The sequence below is a fragment of the Amycolatopsis sp. NPDC059021 genome (genome assembly GCF_042739895.1).
In the GTDB taxonomy this organism is placed as follows: Bacteria; Actinomycetota; Actinomycetes; order Mycobacteriales; family Pseudonocardiaceae; genus Amycolatopsis.
Genome location: NZ_JBHYIQ010000015.1, coordinates 30,600 through 48,146 on the forward strand (window position 1 = coordinate 30,600; position 17,547 = coordinate 48,146).

Sequence of the window (17,547 nt, forward strand, 5' to 3'; positions counted from 1 at the left end):
ACACCCCCCCCGCCCCTCTGGCGGGGGGGGTTGTTTTTTTTTAAACCCACCCCCACACCGGGGGGCGCTTTCTCTTTTTTTAAAACCCCCCCCCCCCACTCCGTTTATCTGTCTGGGAGGAACCGTGACCACACCCCGCGAGGTGTTCGACCAGCTGTCCGACGGCATCACCGCGGCCCGCTGGGACGAACTCTCCGCGCTCTACGCCGAAGACACCGTCGTCGAACATCCGCAACAACCACCGGTCCCCGGCCGCATCGAGGGCCGCGACGCCTTGCACGAACGGTTCACCAGCCCGCTCGCCGCGTCGCTCCGGCTGCACCGCCACGACACCGTCGTGCACGAGACGACCGATCCGGAGGTGATCGTCGCCGAATGGGCGTACTCCGGGAAAGCGCTGAACACCGGGAAAACGTTCGAAGCGGCCAACATCCAGATGCTGCGGGTGCGCGACGGGCTGATCACGCACTCCCGCGACTACCACGACTTCCTGAAGTTCGCCGTCGCCCAGGACGCGTTCGACGCGCTCAAGGCCGGATTCGCCGACGCCACAAGGGAAACCACGCCACTCCCGCCGCGACCCGCTTCGGACGCGGCGCCGGACAGCCCGCGTGGAGTGTTCGAGCGGCTCGTCTACGGCGTCTCGGACGGGCGATGGGCCGAACTTCCCGATCTCTACGCGCCGGAAACCCACGTGACACACCCGTTCCTGCCGGGGGCGCCGGTACTGCGGAGCCGCGACGACCTGCGGGAGCACTTCTCGATCGGCTCAACGATGGAGATCGACATCGAAGCGCGGGACCTGGTGACCCACCAGAGCACCGACCCCGAGGTGGTCATCGGCGAGTTCGCCTACCAGGGTCGCGCCGGGATCGGCACGGCGTTCCAGGTGGCGAACGTCTTCGTGCTGCGGGTGCGGAACGGACTCATCGTCGAATCCCGCGACTACGGCGACCACCTCGCGCTCGCGGCCGCCACCAGCCGCCTCGACGACCTCGCGGCGCGAGCGGCCGCCTAGCGCTTCTCGCTCGCCGGGGCGGGTTCTTCCAGGTCCTCGGGCAGATCGAACTCGCCGTCGCGGACCCCGGCGACGAAGGCGTCCCATTCCGAGGGGGTGAACACGAGGATCACGCCGTCGGGTTTCGAGGACTGGCGCATGGCCACGTAGGTGACACCGTCGGTGTGCGGGACGAACGCGTACTCGACGCAGTCGTCCAGCGTGACACCCTCGGGTTCGGCGCGGATCCAGGCGGCCTCGCTCAGGTCCAGCTCATGCCGGATGTGCGCCTTGTCGTCGACCGGCTGCTCGCTCATGCGATCGCCTCGCTCCGCGAGACAGCGTCCAATTCCTTTTGGCGCATGACATCCATGATTCGCTCGCAAGCGTCGCTCATGGTGCCAGCGTATCTGCCCACCCACCGAACGACAGCAAAGGTCCCCTGCTCTCTTCGGGCGATCGTCGGATGCCGTTGTTACGACCCCGAAACGCCGTGAAGGCCTCCTTCACAGCATTGAGCGCTGTGAAGGAGGCCTTCACGGAACAACCGGGAAACTCAGGCGGTCTCGGTGATCGGCCGGTCGACCCAGGACATCAGGTCGCGCAGCTTCTTGCCGGTCGCCTCGATCGGGTGCTGGTTGCCCTGCTCCTCGAGCTTGGTGAAGTTCGGGCGCCCCGCCTCGTCCTCGGCGACCCATTCACGGGCGAACGTGCCGTCCTGGATCTCGCCGAGGATCTTCTTCATCTCCTCCTTGACCGCGGGCGAGATGACGCGCGGGCCGCGGGTCAGGTCGCCGTACTCGGCGGTGTCGGAGATCGAGTAGCGCTGACGCGCGATGCCGCCCTCGTACATGAGGTCGACGATGAGCTTCAGCTCGTGCAGCACCTCGAAGTAGGCGATCTCCGGGGCGTAGCCGGCCTCGGTGAGCACCTCGAAACCGGTCTGCACCAGCGCGGACGCGCCACCGCAGAGCACGGCCTGCTCGCCGAAGAGGTCGGTCTCGGTCTCCTCGGTGAAGGTCGTCTTGATGACACCGGCGCGGGCACCGCCGATGGCCGCGGCGTAGGACAGCGCGAGCGCCTGGGCGTTGCCCGAGGCGTCCTGCTCCACCGCGATCAGTGCCGGGACGCCCTTGCCGTCGACGAACTGGCGGCGAACCAGGTGGCCGGGGCCCTTCGGCGCGACCATGGCCACGTCCACATTGGACGGCGGCTTGATCAGGTCGTAGCGGATGTTGAAGCCGTGGCCGAAGAACAGCGCGTCGCCGTCCTTGAGGTTCGGCGCGATGTCCTGCTCGTAGATGAAGCGCTGCTTGGTGTCCGGCGCCAGGATCATGATCAGGTCGGCCTCGGCCGAGGCCTCAGCCGGGGTGAGCACGCGCAGGCCCTGCTCCTCGGCCTTCGCCCGCGACTTGGACCCCTCGGGCAGGCCGATGCGGACGTCGACGCCGGAGTCGCGCAGGCTCAGCGAGTGGGCGTGGCCCTGGCTGCCGTAGCCGATGACAGCGACCTTGCGTCCCTGGATGATCGAGAGGTCGGCGTCGTCGTCGTAGAAGATTTCCACTGCCATGGGGGTTACTGCTTCCTTTCCTGACTGCACAAAACTGTGGGGATCAGCGGGGAGAAGTGGCGGTGATCGAGCGGGCCCCGCGTCCCACCGCGACCATGCCGGACTGCACGAGCTCCCGGATGCCGTACGGCTCCAGCATCCGCAGCAGCGCGCCGATCTTGTCCGAGGTCCCGGTCGCCTCGACGGTGAGCGCCTCCGGCGAGACGTCCACCACCTTGGCGCGGAAGAGCTGGACCGTTTCGAGGACCTGGCTGCGCACGGTGGCGTCGGCACGGACCTTCACCAGCAGCAGTTCGCGCTGCACGGCGGTCGACGGCTCCAGCTCCACGATCTTGATCACGTTGACCAGCTTGTTGAGCTGTTTGGTCACCTGTTCGAGCGGTAGCTCTTCAACGGCGACCACGATCGTCATGCGGGACACCTCGGGATTCTCCGTGGGCCCGACGGCGAGGGACTCGATGTTGAAACCGCGGCGGGAGAACAACCCGGACACCCTGGCGAGCACGCCTGGCTTGTTCTCGACCAGCACGCTCAGCGTGTGCACGCTCATCAGTGTTCTCCTTCCGCGCTGACGTCGTCGTCATCGAACAGCGGCCGGATCCCGCGCACCGCCATGATCTCGTCATTCCCGGTGCCGGCGGCGACCATCGGCCACACCTGGGCATCCTTCCCCACGACGAAGTCGATCACGACGGGGCGGTCGTTGATCTCCATCGCGCGGCGGATGGTGGCATCGACGTCCTCGCGGGTCTCACACCGCAGGCCCGCGCAGCCGAGCGCCTCGGCGAGCAGGGTGAAGTCCGGGATCCGGTGCTTGTGCGTGCCGAGATCGGTGTTGGAGTACCGCTCGGAGTAGAACAGGTTCTGCCACTGGCGGACCATGCCGAGGTTGCCGTTGTTGATGACCGCGACCTTGATCGGCGCGCCCTCGATGGCGCAGGTGGCCAGCTCCTGGTTGGTCATCTGGAAGCAGCCGTCGCCGTCGATCGCCCACACCTGCTTGTCCGGGACGCCGAACTGCGCGCCCATCGCCGCGGGCACGGCGAAGCCCATGGTGCCGAGGCCGCCGGAGTTGATCCAGGTGCGCGGGTTCTCGTACTTGACGAACTGCGCGGCCCACATCTGGTGCTGTCCGACGCCCGCCGCGTACACCGCGTCCGGTCCGACCAGCTCACCGATCCGTTCGATGACGTATTGCGGCGACAGCGACCCGTCGTCGGGCCACTCGTAGCCCGCCGGGTAGTTGTCGCGCCAGTCGTTCAGCTGCGTCCACCAGTCGGCCAGGTCCGGCTTGCCGTGCTCCTGCTCCGCGCCGACCGCGGCGATCAGCTCACCGATGATCTCCTTGCAGTCCCCGACGATCGGCACGTCGGCCTTGCGGTTCTTGGAGATCTCGGCCGGGTCGATGTCCGCGTGGACGATCGCGGCGTCCGGCGCGAACGACGACAGCTGGCCGGTGACCCGGTCGTCGAAGCGGGCACCGAGCGCGATCAAGAGGTCCGCCCGCTGCATCGCCGCGACCGCGGCGACCGAGCCGTGCATACCCGGCATGCCCAGGTGCTGCGGATGCGAGTCGGGGAACGCGCCGCGCGCCATCAGCGTCGTGACGACCGGGATGCCGGTCAGCTCGGCCAGCTCGCGCAGCTGCTCCGACGCCTCCGCCTTGATGACCCCGCCGCCGACGTACAGCACCGGTCGCCGGGATTTGGCGATGAGCCGCGCGGCCTCGCGGACCTGCTTGCCGTGCGGGCGCAGCGTCGGCCGGTAGCCGGGCAGCCGCAGGTCGGTGGGCCACGAGAAGGACGTCATCTCCTGCAGGACGTCCTTGGGGATGTCCACCAGGACCGGGCCGGGGCGGCCCGTGGCGGCGATGTGGAAGGCCTCGGCGATGGTCCTCGGGATGTCCGCGGGGTCGGTGACCAGGAAGTTGTGCTTGGTGATCGGCATGGTGATGCCGCAGATGTCGGCTTCCTGGAACGCGTCGGTGCCGATCAGCGCACGGGTCTGTTGCCCCGTGATGGCGACGACCGGGACCGAGTCCATGTTGGCGTCGGCCAGCGGCGTGACCAGGTTCGTCGCGCCGGGACCGGACGTGGCCATGCAGACGCCGACCTTGCCGGTCGCCTGCGCGTACCCGGTCGCGGCGTGCCCGGCGCCCTGCTCGTGCCGGACCAGGACGTGGCGGACCTTCGTCGAGTCGAGCAGCGGGTCGTAGGCGGGCAGGATGGTCCCGCCCGGAATGCCGAACACGACTTCGGCGCCGACCGCTTCGAGCGAGCGCACGAGCGACTGGGCGCCCGTGACCCTTACCGGGGTTCCCGCCGGCGGTGCCGGCTTCGGACGTGCTCCTGGGACACCGGGCGCTGTGGGCCCGGGCTTCGCGTCGCTGCGCGAGGTGGCACTGGTCATCGGTCTCTGCCTCGTGGGTCTCGGTGTGTCACTCGTTCGGGTAGTGCTGCGGGGGTGGAACTGGCTCCGGGCCACGCTGCGTCGGAACATGGCTGTGTTTGAACACGCTGTGTCCAAACACAAAAAACCCCCGCCGACCGATTGGTCGCACGAGGGTCGCGCGTCGACGCAGCGGAGACTTCCTAAGCGTCGACGCGCTTGGGAAGTACGAGGCCGGTCTGCGTTGTCACGTGGCAGACCGTAATCCGCCCTCGGGCGAGGTGTCAACTCTGCGGGACGGACGTTCCGCATGGTGGACGTCCCGGCGGTGCCCGGCACCCGCTTTCGAGCCCTCGCGCGCGGGCGTGCACCATCTTGGTCGTGGCCGAAAAAGAGCAGCGCAACCAGGCAGACGAGGGCCGGACGGCCGTCTTCAAGATCCCGGGCACCGCGTACGCGGCGATCGCCCTTCTCACCGTGTGTGTGACCCCTATCGCACTGGGCGAGATCCCCGGGCTCGAGTTCCTCTACCTCGCCCCGATCGCGTTGTTCGTCTTCGTGCTCCGGACCCGCACGGTGGCCACCCGGCAGGGGCTGGCGATCCGCACGATGTTCGGCAAGCGCGACATTCCGTGGTCGTCGCTGAAGGGCCTCGCGATCACGAAGAAGGCGCGGGTGCGTGCCGTCCTGAAGGACGACACCCAGGTCACGCTGCCGACCGTGCGCACCCGGCATCTCCCGGTGTTGTCGCTGGTCAGCGAGGGCCTGGTGGCCGACCCGAGCGGACTGCTCGACAACGAAGAGCCGTCGCCCGGAAAGCCCGCCGCGGACAAGCCGACCGAGACCGGCCCTTCCGGGGCGGCGACCCAGGAGTAGAATTGGTAGGACCAGTTTTGCGGGCCTCCCGAACCCCCTGCTGGTCCATCCACCTCCACCTGGGAGAACGCCGTGCCTCAACTCCGTTCCCGGACCACCACCCACGGCCGCAACGCGGCGGGCGCGCGCTCGCTGTGGCGGGCCACCGGGATGACCGACAGCGACTTCGGCAAGCCGATCGTGGCCATCGCCAACTCGTACACCCAGTTCGTGCCGGGGCACGTGCACCTCAAGGACCTCGGCGAGATCGTGGCCGAGGCGGTGGCCGAAGCGGGCGGCGTCGCGCGTGAGTTCCACACGATCGCCGTCGACGACGGGATCGCCATGGGCCACTCCGGGATGCTGTACTCGCTGCCCTCGCGCGAGATCATCGCGGACTCGGTGGAGTACATGGTCAACGCCCACCAGGCCGACGCGCTGGTGTGCATCTCCAACTGTGACAAGATCACCCCCGGCATGCTCAACGCCGCGATGCGGCTGAACATCCCGACCGTGTTCGTCTCCGGCGGGCCGATGGAGGCCGGGAAGGCGGTCGTGGTCGGCGGGGTCGCGCAGGCACCCACCGACCTGATCACCGCGATCGCGGCGTCGGCGAACAGCGAGGTCGACGAGGACGGGCTGGGGATCGTCGAGCGGTCCGCGTGTCCGACCTGCGGTTCCTGTTCGGGCATGTTCACCGCGAACTCGATGAACTGCCTGACCGAGGCGCTCGGCCTCTCGCTGCCGGGGAACGGCTCCACCTTGGCGACGCACGCCGCGCGGCGCGCCCTGTTCGAGAACGCCGGACGCACGGTCGTCGACCTGTGCAAGCGCTGGTACGGCGAGGACGACGACTCGGTCCTCCCCCGCTCGATCGCGACGAAGAAGGCGTTCGAGAACGCGATGGCGCTCGACATGGCCATGGGCGGTTCGACGAACACCGTGCTGCACATCCTCGCCGCCGCGCAGGAGGGCGAGGTCGGCTTCACCATCACCGACATCGACGAAATCGGGCGACGCGTGCCCTGCCTGTCCAAGGTCGCGCCGAACTCCGACTACCACATGGAGGACGTCCACCGCGCGGGCGGAATCCCGGCGATCCTCGGTGAGCTGTACCGCGGCGGGCTCCTGCACACCGACGTCCACTCGGTGCACTCGCCGGACCTCGAGTCGTGGCTGGCCGAGTGGGACATCCGCGCGAAGGATCCGTCGGCGGCCGCACTGGAGCTGTTCCACGCGGCACCCGGCGGGGTGCGGACCACGAAGGCGTTCTCCACCGACGCCCGCTGGTCCTCTTTGGACACCGACGCGGCCGATGGCTGCATCCGCGACGTCGAGCACGCCTACACCAAGGACGGCGGACTCGCGATCCTGCGCGGCAACCTCGCCGAGAACGGCGCGGTGATCAAGTCCGCGGGCATCGACGAGGACCTGTGGCACTTCGAAGGCCCCGCCCGGGTGCTGGAGAGCCAGGAGGAAGCCGTCTCCGCGATCCTCAAGAAGGAGATCCAGCCCGGCGAGGTGCTGGTGATCCGCTACGAAGGCCCCGCGGGCGGGCCGGGCATGCAGGAGATGCTGCACCCGACGGCGTTCCTCAAGGGCTCCGGGCTCGGCAAGAAGTGCGCGCTGATCACCGACGGCCGCTTCTCCGGCGGCTCGTCGGGCATCTCGGTCGGGCACATCTCGCCGGAGGCCGCCGCCGGGGGCCTGATCGGGCTCGTCGAGAACGGCGACCGGATCCTGCTGGACGTCCACGAGCGCCGGCTCGAACTGCTCGTCGACGCCGAGGTGCTGGCCGAGCGGCGCTCGAAGATGGAGGCCTCGGAACGGCCGTGGCAGCCGAAGGAGCGGCAGCGCCCGATCACCGCCGCGCTACGGGCCTATGCCCGGATGGCGACCTCGGCCGACACCGGCGCCGTCCGCGACCCGAACAAGTAGAACGGCTCGCTCGGCGGCCTACGATGATCGAGTGACCACGGTGTTCTCGGAGGTCGCCGAGCGCTGCGCCCGGGTAGTCGGCCCTTGCGACGTCGTCGCGGACCTTTCGTGGCCACACGGCGAGGCCACGGTCCTCGCGCTTCGCGGAGCCGACGGGCGCGAGTGGATCGCGAAAACCATCCGCCAGGAGCGGAACTACGTGCGGGAGCGCGACGCCTACCTGAGCTGGGCATCGCCGTTGAACGGCTACGTCCCCGAGCTGATCCACCACGATGACGAGCTGCGGCTGTTGCTGCTCTCCCGGCTGCCCGGTGAGCTCCTGTTCGGGCACCCAGACGAGCTCTCCCCCGACGTCCACTTCCAGGCGGGGGCGCTCACCCGGCGTCTGCACGAAGTCGCCCCGCCGGAAGCCGATCCGGAGTTCGGCGCGCGGCTGCTGCGCAAGTTCGAGGACGTCGTCTCCCGGGCCGACGGGCTGGTGCCCGCCGAGGGTGTGGCGTTCACCGGCCGGGCGTTGCGGGAGCTCGTCGCGCTGCCACCGCCCGAGGTGGTGCCGTGCCATCGGGACAACCAGCCGAGAAACTGGCTGATCGACGACGTCGGGGTGGTCCGCTTCATCGACCTCGGCCGCGTCGAACGCGATGTGTGGATGGCCGATCTGTACCGGCTCCACTTCGACGAGTGGGTCACCCGGCCGGACCTGCGCGAGGCGTTCCTCGCCGGCTACGGCCGCCGTCCCTCCGCCGCGGACCTCGCGCTGTTCCGGACCTACAACGCCTACTCCGCGGTCAGCACCATCGTCTGGGCACACGAACACGAAGACCCGGCGTTCGAGGCCCACGGCCGCATGATGCTCGCGAAGGTCCTCGACGGCCCGGCATGACGAACAAGCCGTCGCCGAAATTCGGCAACGGCCCCTGACCTGGGCTAACGGGTCAGCACGATGACGACGACCGACGCGGCCGCCGCCAGCAGCACGCCGCCGACGGCGAACGGGAACGGCCGCTTGCGCCACGGGGTGTTGCGGTCCAGCGCGAACCGGCCGGAGCCGGTGAAGAGCAGCGCCAGCGCGACGGCGCCCAGCAGCAGCTCGAACTCGAAGCCCTGCCCCTGGCCTTGGAAGAACCCGCCGTGGAACTTCGCGTACACGATGTTGGCGGCCACCCCGAGCAGCCCCGCGGCACCCAGCCAGGTGAACAGCCCGGCGACCACGAGCACGGCACCGCCGACCTCCGTGATCCCGGTGATCCACGAAAGCAGCGTCGTCTGTTTGTGGTAGCCGAACATCTCGAGCGCCCGCGCGAACCCGCCGATGCCCGGACCGCCGAAGAGGCCGAACAAGTGCTGCAGCCCGTGGGCACCCATGATCACGCCGAGAGCGAGCCGGAGTACCAGCAGCCCCAGATCGGACCCGCCCGAACGCGATTCGTCGTCAGTGTCCTCCACGCCGGACAAGATACTGGTGTTCTGGTAGTCGTCAGCTTCACTGCTCACGCGCGCAGGTTAGGGGATACGTCACACTCCCGCGACCCGGATCGCCGGTCAGTACTCCCCTCGGACGAGATTGTTCGGCAGTTCACCCCCGGCATACCGCGCGATCTCCGCCGCCGCCACCGCGTAGGAGCGGCTACGGCCACCGCGCACCGCGCCGCCCACATGCGGGGTCAGCAGCAGTCCCGGCACCTTCCAGAGCGAGTGATCGGCGGGCGGCGGCTCCGGATCGGTGACGTCGAGCGCGGCACGCAACCGGCCCGTCGCCAGCTCGGCGACGAGCGCGTCCGTCGCCACCACGGAGCCACGGGAGACGTTGACCAGCACCGCGCCGTCCGTCATCGCCGCCAGGAACTCCTCGTCCACCATTCCCCGGGTACGCGAGGTCAGCGGGACCATCAGCACGACCACGTCGTGCAAGCCGAGCAGATCGGGCAGCTCGTGGACACCGTGGACGCCCTCGCGCGCCGACATGCCGACCATCGTGCAGCGGACGTCGAACGGTTCGAGCCGGCGGCGCAGGTGCTGCCCGAGATCGCCCGCACCGACAATCAGCGCGCGCTTGCCCTGCAGCGTGTCGGTGGTCTGCCGGTCCCACCGCCCTTCGCGCTGTCCGGCGGCGAAGACGTCGAGCTCGCGATAAATCGACAACAGGACCGCGACCACCCATTCGGCCGTGCTGCCGCCATGTGCGCCACGGCAGGTGGACAGCAGCACGCCGTCGGGGACCTTGCCGACCCAGTCCTCCGCGCCTGCCGTGAGCAGCTGGATGAGCTTGACGTTCGGCACCTCGCCCCACAGCTCGGGACCGGCACGGTGTCTGCCGGGAATGAGGACTTCGGCATCGGCCGCCTCGGGCGGTGTCGGCTCGCCCCACAGATAGCGCACCGCCCGCACCCTGGCTACCTCGGAAAGCACTGCCACGCCTTCGTCGTCGGGGACCAGCACCGTAAGGCTCATGATCACCACGTTATACGCCTACCGCTTACCTGTGGCTCACGTATCGCCACCTAGGCTTGGTAATCGTGCGTACCCGGTTCCGGCGGATGTGGTCTTCGCCGCTGGCTTTGCTGGCCTGCGGCGGTCTGCTGCTCTCCGGCTGCGCCCGGTTCGATGGGCCGGGCACCGGCGCGGGACAGACGTTCACCCCCGCACCACGCCCCAGCCCCGAAGCTCCTCCGTCGATCCAGGGGCCCGGCGGGGCCGGCGACAAGAACGAAAAGGGCCAGCCGGGACAGCCGACACCCGTCCCGCCACCGCAGGGCTGCAAGGACTTCGACAAGGCGGTTCTCGCGACCTGTCTGGACACGGTTTCCGCGGTCGCGGGGCTGCCTGGGGACGGATCCGCCCCCAGCGCGCTGGCCGGGGAGCGGAAATCCGGCCGGGTACTCCTGGCCAGTGCGGGCAAGAGCGCCGCGGACTTCGCGAAACTCGACGTCGACGCCGCCGGTGACGGTGGCCTGACCGGGCTGGCGCTGTCGCCGGGTTATGCCGAAGACCAACTCGTCTTCGCCTACGTCACGACGCCGTCGGACAACCGCGTGGTGCGGTTCGCCAGGGGCCAGGCGCCGAAGCCGGTACTGACCGGAATCCCGAAGGGCGCGACCGGAAACCGCGGCGCGTTGCTCCCGGATGGCAAGGGCGCGCTGCTCGTCGCCACCGGGGACGCGGGCAACGCGGCGGCCGCGGCCGACCCGAACTCGCTCGCCGGGAAGGTGCTGCGCATCGACACCTCCGGGAAGGCCGCGCCGGGCAACCCGACCGGTACCGCCATGTTCGCCAGCGGCCTGCACGCGCCGGGCGGGCTGTGCTCGTCGGCCGACGGCGGGCGCCTGTGGGCCACCGATCGCCTCGGTGACAAGGACGTCATCTACCGCCTGCAGCCCGGCCAGTCGCTCACCGCGCCCGCGTGGTCGTGGCCGGACAAGCCCGGCGTCGCCGGCTGTGCCGACTTCGTGGACGCGAACGGCTTCCTCGCCATCGCGACGTCGGGCGCGGGGAACATGCAGAACCTCCCGGTCAAGCCCGACGGCTCGGTCGGCGGCAAGCCGTCGGTGACCCTCGACGGCAAGACCGGGAAGCCGCCGCTCACCTACGGCAAACTGGCCGGGATGAGCATGATCAACCCGCAGATCGCCGTCGCCGGAACAGTCAACAAGGACGGCGGGAACCCCGTGTCCAGTGACGACCGGGTCGTGATCATCACCCCGGCGTCGGTCAACGGCGGCCAGGGCAAGGATTAGCCCCGGCCTGGTCAGAGCGGTTTCAGCTCGACGCGGCGGCCTTCCGCCGACGAGGTCAGTCCCGCTTCGGCCAGTTGGAGGCCACGGGCCGCGGCGAAGAAGTCGTAGCGGTGTGGCCGTTCCGCGGCGACGTCACGGACGAACTCTTCCCACTGAGCCTTGAACCCGTTGTCGAACTCGCCGTTGTCCGGCACTTCGGACCACTGGTCACGGAAACGTTCGGTCGCCGGGACGTCCGGGTTCCACACCGGTTTCGGCGTCGCCGACCGGTGCTGGACACGGCATCGCCGTAATCCGGCGACAGCGCTTCCCTCGGTGCCGTCGACCTGGAACTCGACCAGCTCGTCCCGGAAGACGCGGGTGCACCAGGACGAGTTGATCTGCGCGATCGTGCCCGGCTCGAGCTCGAAAATCCCGTACGCGGCGTCGTCGGCCGTGGCGGCGTAAGGCTCGCCTTGTTCGTCCCAACGTCGTGGAATGTGCGTTGTGGCCTTCGCGGTCACCGCGGTGACTCGGCCGAACAGGTTTTCCAGCAGGTAACTCCAATGGCAGAACATGTCGAGCACGATCCCGCCGCCGCCCGCGGCCCGGTAGTTCCAGCTCGGACGCTGCGCGGACTGCCAGTCGCCCTCGAACACCCAGTACCCGAACTCCCCGCGGACGGACAGGATCCGGCCGAAGAATCCGCCGTCGATCAGCCTCCGCAGCTTCCGCAGTCCGGGCAGGAAGAGCTTGTCGTGCACCACGCCGTGGCAGATCCCCGCTTCGCGGGCCAGCCCCGCCAGCTCCACCGCGTGCGGCAATGATTCCGCGAGCGGCTTCTCGGCGTATACGTGCTTGCCCGCGGCGATCGCTTTGCGCACCCACGGTTCCCTGGCCGATGTCAACTGCGCGTCGAAGTAGATGTGCACGTCCGGGTCGGAAAGCGCGGTGTCGAGATCGGTCGTCCACCGATCCACTCCGTGCCGCTCGGCCATTTCCGCCAGCTTCGCCGCATTGCGTCCCGCGAGAACAGGCACCAGCCGCACACGGGATCCATCGGGAAGTTCCACACCGCCTTGCTCCCGGATGGCCAGCACCGACCGCAGCAGATGTTGCCGGTAGCCCATCCGGCCGGTGACCCCGTTGAGCAGGACACCCAGTTCGGGCTGGTTCATCATTTTCCGCCTTTCCGTTCGGCGACGACGGCGCGACTGGACCAACCGTTCACCCTACGGACGGCCGGGCCCGCGTCCCGGAAACTTCCCGGCTGCCGGAACGCGCTGAGAGCCTCCTGAGAAAGCGCTTTCTCAGATTACGGCCATTGTCGTATCCCGACCACCACAATGGGTCAGCGACGGCGAGGCATCCTGCTCTCCGCCCGTGCCGCGCGGATATCGAGAATCGAAACGACGAAGGACACGAGCGCCGCGACGAGGCCGAGATAACGGCCGTAGCCGAGGCCGATGACGATGCCCCCGGCGTCGAAGAGCCCCCGCTGGTCGGCGGTGAACTGCCAGTCGTTCGTCACCCAGCCGATGAGCATGAGCACCAGCACCGCGGCGACGGCAACGAGCCACAGCTGGGGAAGGCCGCTGATCCGGACCTTACGGATCTGCCCGAACAGTGCCACCGCCAACCCGGCGGCGAGCAGGAGGAGCGGCGGGAACCAGGAGAAGAAGTCCGAGTTCCACGCGTCACGCACAACGTCGTCGTGGGGCAGCGATTTCAGCGCGTCCTCGACGTCGGGACGGCTGGTGCTCAGTGTGGTCCACGGCAGGAAGGTCGCCACGAGCGCGAGCAGCCCGGCGACGAGGCCGAGCCACTCGCGCCACGTGACGCGCTTGACCGAGAAGGACACTCAGGCCCCTCAGGAACCGACGCGCTCGATGATCAGTTCCCGGACGCGCTTGGCGTCGGCCTGTCCCTTCGTGGCCTTCATGACCGCGCCGACGATCGCGCCCGCCGCGGCGACCTTGCCGCCGCGGATCTTCTCGGCGATGTCCGGCTGCGCCGCCAGCGCCTCGTCGATGGCGGCGAGCAGCGCCGAGTCGTCGGAGACGACCTTCAAGCCGCGCTTGTCCACGACCTCGCGCGGTTCGCCCTCGCCGGCGAGCACGCCCTGGACGACCTCCTTGGCCAGCTTGTTCGTCAGCTCGCCGGAGTTGACCAGCGTGATCACCTCGGCCACCTGGGCCGGCGTGATGGCCAGATCGCCGAGTTCGACCTCGCGAGCGTTGGCCTCCTGCGCCAGCGTGTTGACCCACCAGCTGCGAGCCTCGTCCGGCGCCGCCCCCGCCTCGACCGTGGCGGCGACGAGTTCGACCGCGCCGACGTTGAGCAGGTCACGCAGGGCCTCGTCGGTCAGGTTCCACTCGGCCTGGATCCGCTTGCGCCGCTCGGAAGGCATCTCCGGCAAGGTGGCGCGCAGCTCCTCGACCCATTCGCGCGAGGGCGCGATCGGGACGAGGTCGGGCTCCGGGAAGTACCGGTAGTCCTCGGCGGTCTCCTTGGTGCGCCCCGGCGACGTCGTGCCGTCGGCCTCCTGGAAGTGCCGGGTCTCCTGCTTGATCTTCCCGCCCTCGGCGAGGATCGCGCCCTGCCGCGTCATCTCGTAGCGGACGGCGCGTTCGACGCTGCGCAGCGAGTTGACGTTCTTGGTCTCGGTCCGCGTGCCGAACTCGGCGGCGTCCTTGGCCATCAGCGAGACGTTCGCGTCGCACCGCAGCGAGCCCTGGTCCATCCGGACGTCCGACACGCCCAGCGCGCGCAGCAGGTCACGCAGCGCCGTCACATACGCGCGGGCGACCTCGGGTGCCCGCTCGCCGGTGCCGACGATCGGCTTGGTGACGATCTCGATCAGCGGCACCCCGGCCCGGTTGTAGTCCAGCAGCGAGTGCTCGGCACCGTGAATCCGGCCGGTCGCGCCGCCGACGTGCAGCGACTTGCCGGTGTCCTCCTCCATGTGCGCGCGCTCGATGTCGACCCGCACGACCTCGCCGTCGTCGAGGGTGACGTCGAGATAGCCGTCGAAGGCGATCGGCTCGTCGTACTGCGAGGTCTGGAAGTTCTTCGGCATGTCCGGATAGAAGTAGTTCTTCCGGGCGAACCGGCACCATTCCGCGATCTCGCAGTTCAGCGCGAGGCCGATGCGGATCGCACCCTCGACAGCCTTGCCGTTGACCGCCGGCAGCGCGCCGGGCAGGCCGAGGCAGGTCGGGCAGACGTTCGTGTTCGGCTCACCGCCGAAGACGTTCGCGCAGCCACAGAACATCTTGGTCCTGGTGTTGAGCTCGACGTGCACCTCGAGCCCGAGCACCGGGTCGAACCGGGTGACGACCTCGGCGTAGTCCATCAGCTCGGCCACGGCAGTCATCAGGCCTTCCTTCCCAGCTCGGGCACCTGGTGTACCAGCGATCCTCCAGCCGCGGCGTCACGCGCGACCTCGTAGGCGGCGCCGACGCGGTAGAGCCGGTCGTCGGCGAGCGCCGGGGCCATGATCTGCAGGCCGACCGGCAGACCGTCCTCATGGGACAGTCCACTCGGGACACTCATGGCGGCGTTGCCCGCCAGGTTGGACGGGATGGAGCAGATGTCCGACAGGTACATCGCCATCGGGTCGTCGACGCGCTCACCGATCTTGAACGCTGTGGTCGGCGTTGTCGGCGAAACGAGCACGTCCACCTTCTCGAACGCGTTGTCGAAGTCGCGCGTGATGAGCGTGCGGACCTTCTGCGCCGATCCGTAGTAAGCGTCGTAGTAACCGGACGACAGCGCGTAGGTGCCGAGGATGATGCGTCGCTTGACCTCCGCGCCGAACCCCTTTTCGCGGGTCAGCGCCATGACCTCTTCGGCACTGTGCGTGCCGTCGTCGGCGACACGCAGGCCGTAGCGCATCGCGTCGAACCGGGCGAGGTTCGAGGAGCACTCGCTCGGCGCGATCAGGTAGTAAGCGGGCAGCGCGTAGGTGAAGTGCGGGCAGGAGACCTCGACCACCTCGGCGCCGAGCGCGCGCAGCTGCTCGACCGCGGCCTCGAAGGACCGCAGCACACCCGGCTGATAGCCGTCGCCGCCGAACTCCTTCACCACGCCGACCCGCACACCCTTGAGGTCACCGTTCATCCCCTCGCGGGCCGCGGCCACCACCGCGGGCACCGGCGCGTCGATGGACGTCGAGTCCAGCGGGTCGTATCCGGCGATGACCTCGTGCAGCAACGCCGCGTCGAGGACGGTGCGAGCACACGGACCGGCCTGGTCCAGGGACGACGAGAAAGCCACCAGGCCGTAGCGGGAGACACCGCCGTAGGTCGGCTTGACCCCGACAGTCCCGGTCACCGCGCCCGGCTGGCGGATCGAACCACCGGTGTCGGTGCCGATGGCCAGCGCGGCCTCGAACGCCGCGATCGACGCCGACGAACCGCCGCCGGAGCCACCCGGGATACGGGCGTGGTCCCACGGGTTGTGGGTCGGGCCGAAGGCCGAGTTCTCGGTGGACGAGCCCATGGCGAACTCGTCCATATTGGTCTTGCCCAGCACCACGACGCCGGCCTCGCGCAGCTTGCGCGTCACGGTGGCGTCGTACGGAGGGAGCCAGCCCTCGAGCGTGCGGGACCCGCAGGTCGTCGGGATGCCCTTGGTGGTCAGCACGTCCTTGAGCGCGAGCGGGACCCCGGCCAGCGGCGAAACGGGCGTCCCGTTGGCGACGTCCTCGTCGACCTGGTCGGCCGCGGCGAGCGCGCCCTCGGTGTCCACGTGCAGGAACGCGTGGACGTGGTCGTCGACCTCGGCGATGCGGTCCAGGTGGGCCCGCGTGACCTCGGCGGCCGACACCTCGCGACGGTGGATCAGCCCGGCGAGGTCGGCGGCGGTCTTCTTGATCAGCTCGGTGTCCGTCACTGCTCTTCCCCCAGGATCCGCGGCACCCGGAAACGGCCCTCTTCGGCGGCCGGCGCACCGGCCAGCGCCTGCTGCTGGCTCAACCCGGGACGGACGACGTCGTCACGGAAGACGTTCGTCAGCGGCACGGCGTGCGAGGTCGGCGGGACGTCCTCGGCGGCGACCTCGCTCACCTTGGCCACCGAGTCCAGGATCTGGTCCAGCTGGCCGGCGAAGACGTCGAGTTCGTCGTCGGTCACGGCCAGCCTGGCCAGCTTCGCGAGGTGCGCGACCTCGTCTCGGGAAATGTTGGGCACGCGGGTGACTCCCGGGTTGTGCTGTGCGGGTTCTCTCGGAAGCTGCAAGTCTATGGTGACGGCGTCGGCGGACTCGACTGGGTTATGCCGGGCAGGCCATGGGCGGAAATCCCGCTCGGCGGACAGCGGGTCCCGGTCCGCGGTCCCGTCTGTCACAATCGGCGCCCGGCAAACGCGTTCCACGGCGAGGCTGGAACGCCAGAGGTGAGAGGGGCGCGTGGTGTCGTTCCTGATCCGGGTCCTGCTTCCGGACAGTCCGGGAACCCTGGGTGCGGTGGCCACGGCGCTCGGCACGGTCGGCGCCGACATCCTCAGCGTGGACGTGGTCGAACGCGGCAACGGCGTCGCCGTCGACGACCTGGTGGTCGAACTGCCGTCGGGCCGTCTGCCGGACGCCCTGATCACCGCCGCGGAGAGCGTCGAAGGCGTCGCGGTGGACGCCGTCCGCCCCTACGCGGGTGTGCTGGACACACATCGCGAACTGGAACTCGTCGAAGACATCGCCGCGCAGCCGAAGTCCGGGCTGGAGATCCTCGCCGAGGGTGTGCCGAGAATCATCCGGGCAGGCTGGGCCGTCGTCGTCGAACACACCGACGCGGGCGCACGACGCCTGTCCTCGTCCAGCGCGGCGCCCGAGACACCCATCACAGACCTCCCGTGGCTGCCGCTCGAACGCGCGACAGTCCTGGACGGCGAGGACACCTGGGTGCCGGAGACCTGGAAGGAACTGGGCACCGAACTCGCCGCCACGCCGTTGGGCAAGCCCGGCAAGGCGCTGCTCGTGGCCCGCCCCGGCGGCCCGAACTTCCGTGCCGCCGAGGTCGCCCGGCTCGCGCATTTCGCCGGGATCGTCGCGGTCGTGCTGGACGGCTGACAGCAAGGGACCTTTGCTAT

Annotated in this window: 17 protein-coding genes; 6 read left to right on the top strand and 11 right to left on the bottom strand. The window is 69.2% G+C overall.

Going from position 1 to position 17,547, the window contains the following annotated elements:
* Positions 1-124: 124 nt before the first annotated feature.
* On the top strand, positions 125-1,018 hold the full coding sequence (locus ACFWX1_RS11605) for a nuclear transport factor 2 family protein (protein WP_378386326.1): 894 nt from the start codon (positions 125-127) through the stop codon (positions 1,016-1,018).
* Here ACFWX1_RS11605 and ACFWX1_RS11610 read toward each other — a convergent pair.
* The 4 genes from ACFWX1_RS11610 to ACFWX1_RS11625 all read right to left on the bottom strand — a co-directional run bounded on the left by ACFWX1_RS11610 (position 1,015) and on the right by ACFWX1_RS11625 (position 4,976).
* On the bottom strand, positions 1,015-1,314 hold the full coding sequence (locus tag ACFWX1_RS11610) for a DUF397 domain-containing protein (protein WP_378386327.1): 300 nt from the start codon (positions 1,312-1,314) through the stop codon (positions 1,015-1,017). The genes ACFWX1_RS11605 and ACFWX1_RS11610 overlap by 4 nt on opposite strands.
* A gap of 239 nt (positions 1,315-1,553) precedes the next feature.
* The gene (ilvC, locus tag ACFWX1_RS11615; RefSeq protein ID WP_086842286.1) at positions 1,554-2,567 is read right to left on the bottom strand and encodes a ketol-acid reductoisomerase; all 1,014 of its coding nucleotides are present in this window, start codon (positions 2,565-2,567) and stop codon (positions 1,554-1,556) included.
* 43 nt (positions 2,568-2,610) lie between these two features.
* Positions 2,611-3,117, bottom strand: a complete 507-nt coding sequence (ilvN, locus tag ACFWX1_RS11620) for an acetolactate synthase small subunit (protein WP_345399851.1) — start codon at positions 3,115-3,117, stop codon at positions 2,611-2,613.
* Positions 3,117-4,976 (bottom strand): acetolactate synthase large subunit, encoded by a 1,860-nt coding sequence (locus ACFWX1_RS11625; protein ID WP_378386329.1) that lies wholly within the window; start codon positions 4,974-4,976, stop codon positions 3,117-3,119. The genes ilvN and ACFWX1_RS11625 overlap by 1 nt, the downstream gene beginning before the upstream one ends.
* 360 nt (positions 4,977-5,336) lie before the next feature.
* Between ACFWX1_RS11625 and ACFWX1_RS11630 the strand changes: the two genes are divergently transcribed.
* The 3 genes from ACFWX1_RS11630 to ACFWX1_RS11640 all read left to right on the top strand — a co-directional run bounded on the left by ACFWX1_RS11630 (position 5,337) and on the right by ACFWX1_RS11640 (position 8,631).
* Complete coding sequence (locus ACFWX1_RS11630; RefSeq protein ID WP_378386331.1) at positions 5,337-5,831, top strand: PH domain-containing protein; 495 nt, start codon at positions 5,337-5,339, stop codon at positions 5,829-5,831.
* A 72-nt stretch (positions 5,832-5,903) separates the two neighbouring features.
* Positions 5,904-7,748, top strand: coding sequence for a dihydroxy-acid dehydratase (ilvD, locus tag ACFWX1_RS11635; protein WP_378386333.1), 1,845 nt, complete (start codon positions 5,904-5,906; stop codon positions 7,746-7,748).
* A gap of 31 nt (positions 7,749-7,779) precedes the next feature.
* Positions 7,780-8,631, top strand: a complete 852-nt coding sequence (locus ACFWX1_RS11640; RefSeq protein WP_378386335.1) for a phosphotransferase — start codon at positions 7,780-7,782, stop codon at positions 8,629-8,631.
* A 44-nt stretch (positions 8,632-8,675) separates the two neighbouring features.
* Here ACFWX1_RS11640 and ACFWX1_RS11645 read toward each other — a convergent pair whose 3' ends face one another.
* The gene (locus tag ACFWX1_RS11645) at positions 8,676-9,206 is read right to left on the bottom strand and encodes a DoxX family protein (protein ID WP_378386507.1); all 531 of its coding nucleotides are present in this window, start codon (positions 9,204-9,206) and stop codon (positions 8,676-8,678) included.
* A gap of 84 nt (positions 9,207-9,290) precedes the next feature.
* Positions 9,291-10,199, bottom strand: coding sequence for a 2-hydroxyacid dehydrogenase (locus tag ACFWX1_RS11650; protein WP_378386336.1), 909 nt, complete (start codon positions 10,197-10,199; stop codon positions 9,291-9,293).
* Between the two features lie 65 nt (positions 10,200-10,264).
* On the opposite strand from ACFWX1_RS11650, the gene ACFWX1_RS11655 reads away from it, so the two are divergent.
* Complete coding sequence (locus tag ACFWX1_RS11655) at positions 10,265-11,482, top strand: PQQ-dependent sugar dehydrogenase (RefSeq protein WP_378386338.1); 1,218 nt, start codon at positions 10,265-10,267, stop codon at positions 11,480-11,482.
* 11 nt (positions 11,483-11,493) lie between these two features.
* Here the strand turns inward: ACFWX1_RS11655 and ACFWX1_RS11660 are convergent, their stop codons facing one another.
* The 5 genes from ACFWX1_RS11660 to gatC form a co-directional block, all read right to left on the bottom strand.
* Entirely contained in the window at positions 11,494-12,639 is a 1,146-nt protein-coding gene (locus ACFWX1_RS11660) for a Gfo/Idh/MocA family protein (protein ID WP_378386509.1), read from the bottom strand.
* Positions 12,640-12,812: 173 nt separating this feature from the next.
* Positions 12,813-13,322 (bottom strand): hypothetical protein, encoded by a 510-nt coding sequence (locus ACFWX1_RS11665; protein ID WP_378386340.1) that lies wholly within the window; start codon positions 13,320-13,322, stop codon positions 12,813-12,815.
* Positions 13,323-13,331: 9 nt separating this feature from the next.
* Entirely contained in the window at positions 13,332-14,837 is a 1,506-nt protein-coding gene (gene gatB / locus ACFWX1_RS11670) for an Asp-tRNA(Asn)/Glu-tRNA(Gln) amidotransferase subunit GatB (protein ID WP_378386342.1), read from the bottom strand.
* A complete protein-coding gene (gatA, locus tag ACFWX1_RS11675) occupies positions 14,837-16,357 on the bottom strand; it encodes an Asp-tRNA(Asn)/Glu-tRNA(Gln) amidotransferase subunit GatA (RefSeq protein WP_378386344.1) in 1,521 nt (506 codons plus the stop codon). Before gatA ends, gatB begins: the two co-directional genes overlap by 1 nt.
* Positions 16,354-16,653, bottom strand: a complete 300-nt coding sequence (gene gatC / locus ACFWX1_RS11680; RefSeq protein ID WP_345399821.1) for an Asp-tRNA(Asn)/Glu-tRNA(Gln) amidotransferase subunit GatC — start codon at positions 16,651-16,653, stop codon at positions 16,354-16,356. The genes gatA and gatC overlap by 4 nt, the downstream gene beginning before the upstream one ends.
* 220 nt (positions 16,654-16,873) lie before the next feature.
* Here gatC and ACFWX1_RS11685 point away from each other — a divergent pair, with 220 nt between their 5' ends.
* The gene (locus tag ACFWX1_RS11685) at positions 16,874-17,527 is read left to right on the top strand and encodes an amino acid-binding protein (protein WP_378325212.1); all 654 of its coding nucleotides are present in this window, start codon (positions 16,874-16,876) and stop codon (positions 17,525-17,527) included.
* The last annotated feature ends 20 nt before the right edge of the window (positions 17,528-17,547 follow it).

Bases quoted from the DNA above. Each gene is read 5' to 3' on its own strand.
- ACFWX1_RS11660 (WP_378386509.1), bottom strand. From the start codon at position 12,639: ATGAACCAGCCCGAACTGGGTGTCCTGCTCAACGGGGTCACCGGCCGG.
- ACFWX1_RS11625 (WP_378386329.1), bottom strand. From the start codon at position 4,976: ATGACCAGTGCCACCTCGCGCAGCGACGCGAAGCCCGGGCCCACAGCG.
- ilvC (WP_086842286.1), bottom strand. From the start codon at position 2,567: ATGGCAGTGGAAATCTTCTACGACGACGACGCCGACCTCTCGATCATC.
- gatB (WP_378386342.1), bottom strand. From the start codon at position 14,837: ATGACTGCCGTGGCCGAGCTGATGGACTACGCCGAGGTCGTCACCCGG.
- ACFWX1_RS11610 (WP_378386327.1), bottom strand. From the start codon at position 1,314: ATGAGCGAGCAGCCGGTCGACGACAAGGCGCACATCCGGCATGAGCTG.
- ACFWX1_RS11650 (WP_378386336.1), bottom strand. From the start codon at position 10,199: ATGAGCCTTACGGTGCTGGTCCCCGACGACGAAGGCGTGGCAGTGCTT.
- ilvN (WP_345399851.1), bottom strand. From the start codon at position 3,117: ATGAGCGTGCACACGCTGAGCGTGCTGGTCGAGAACAAGCCAGGCGTG.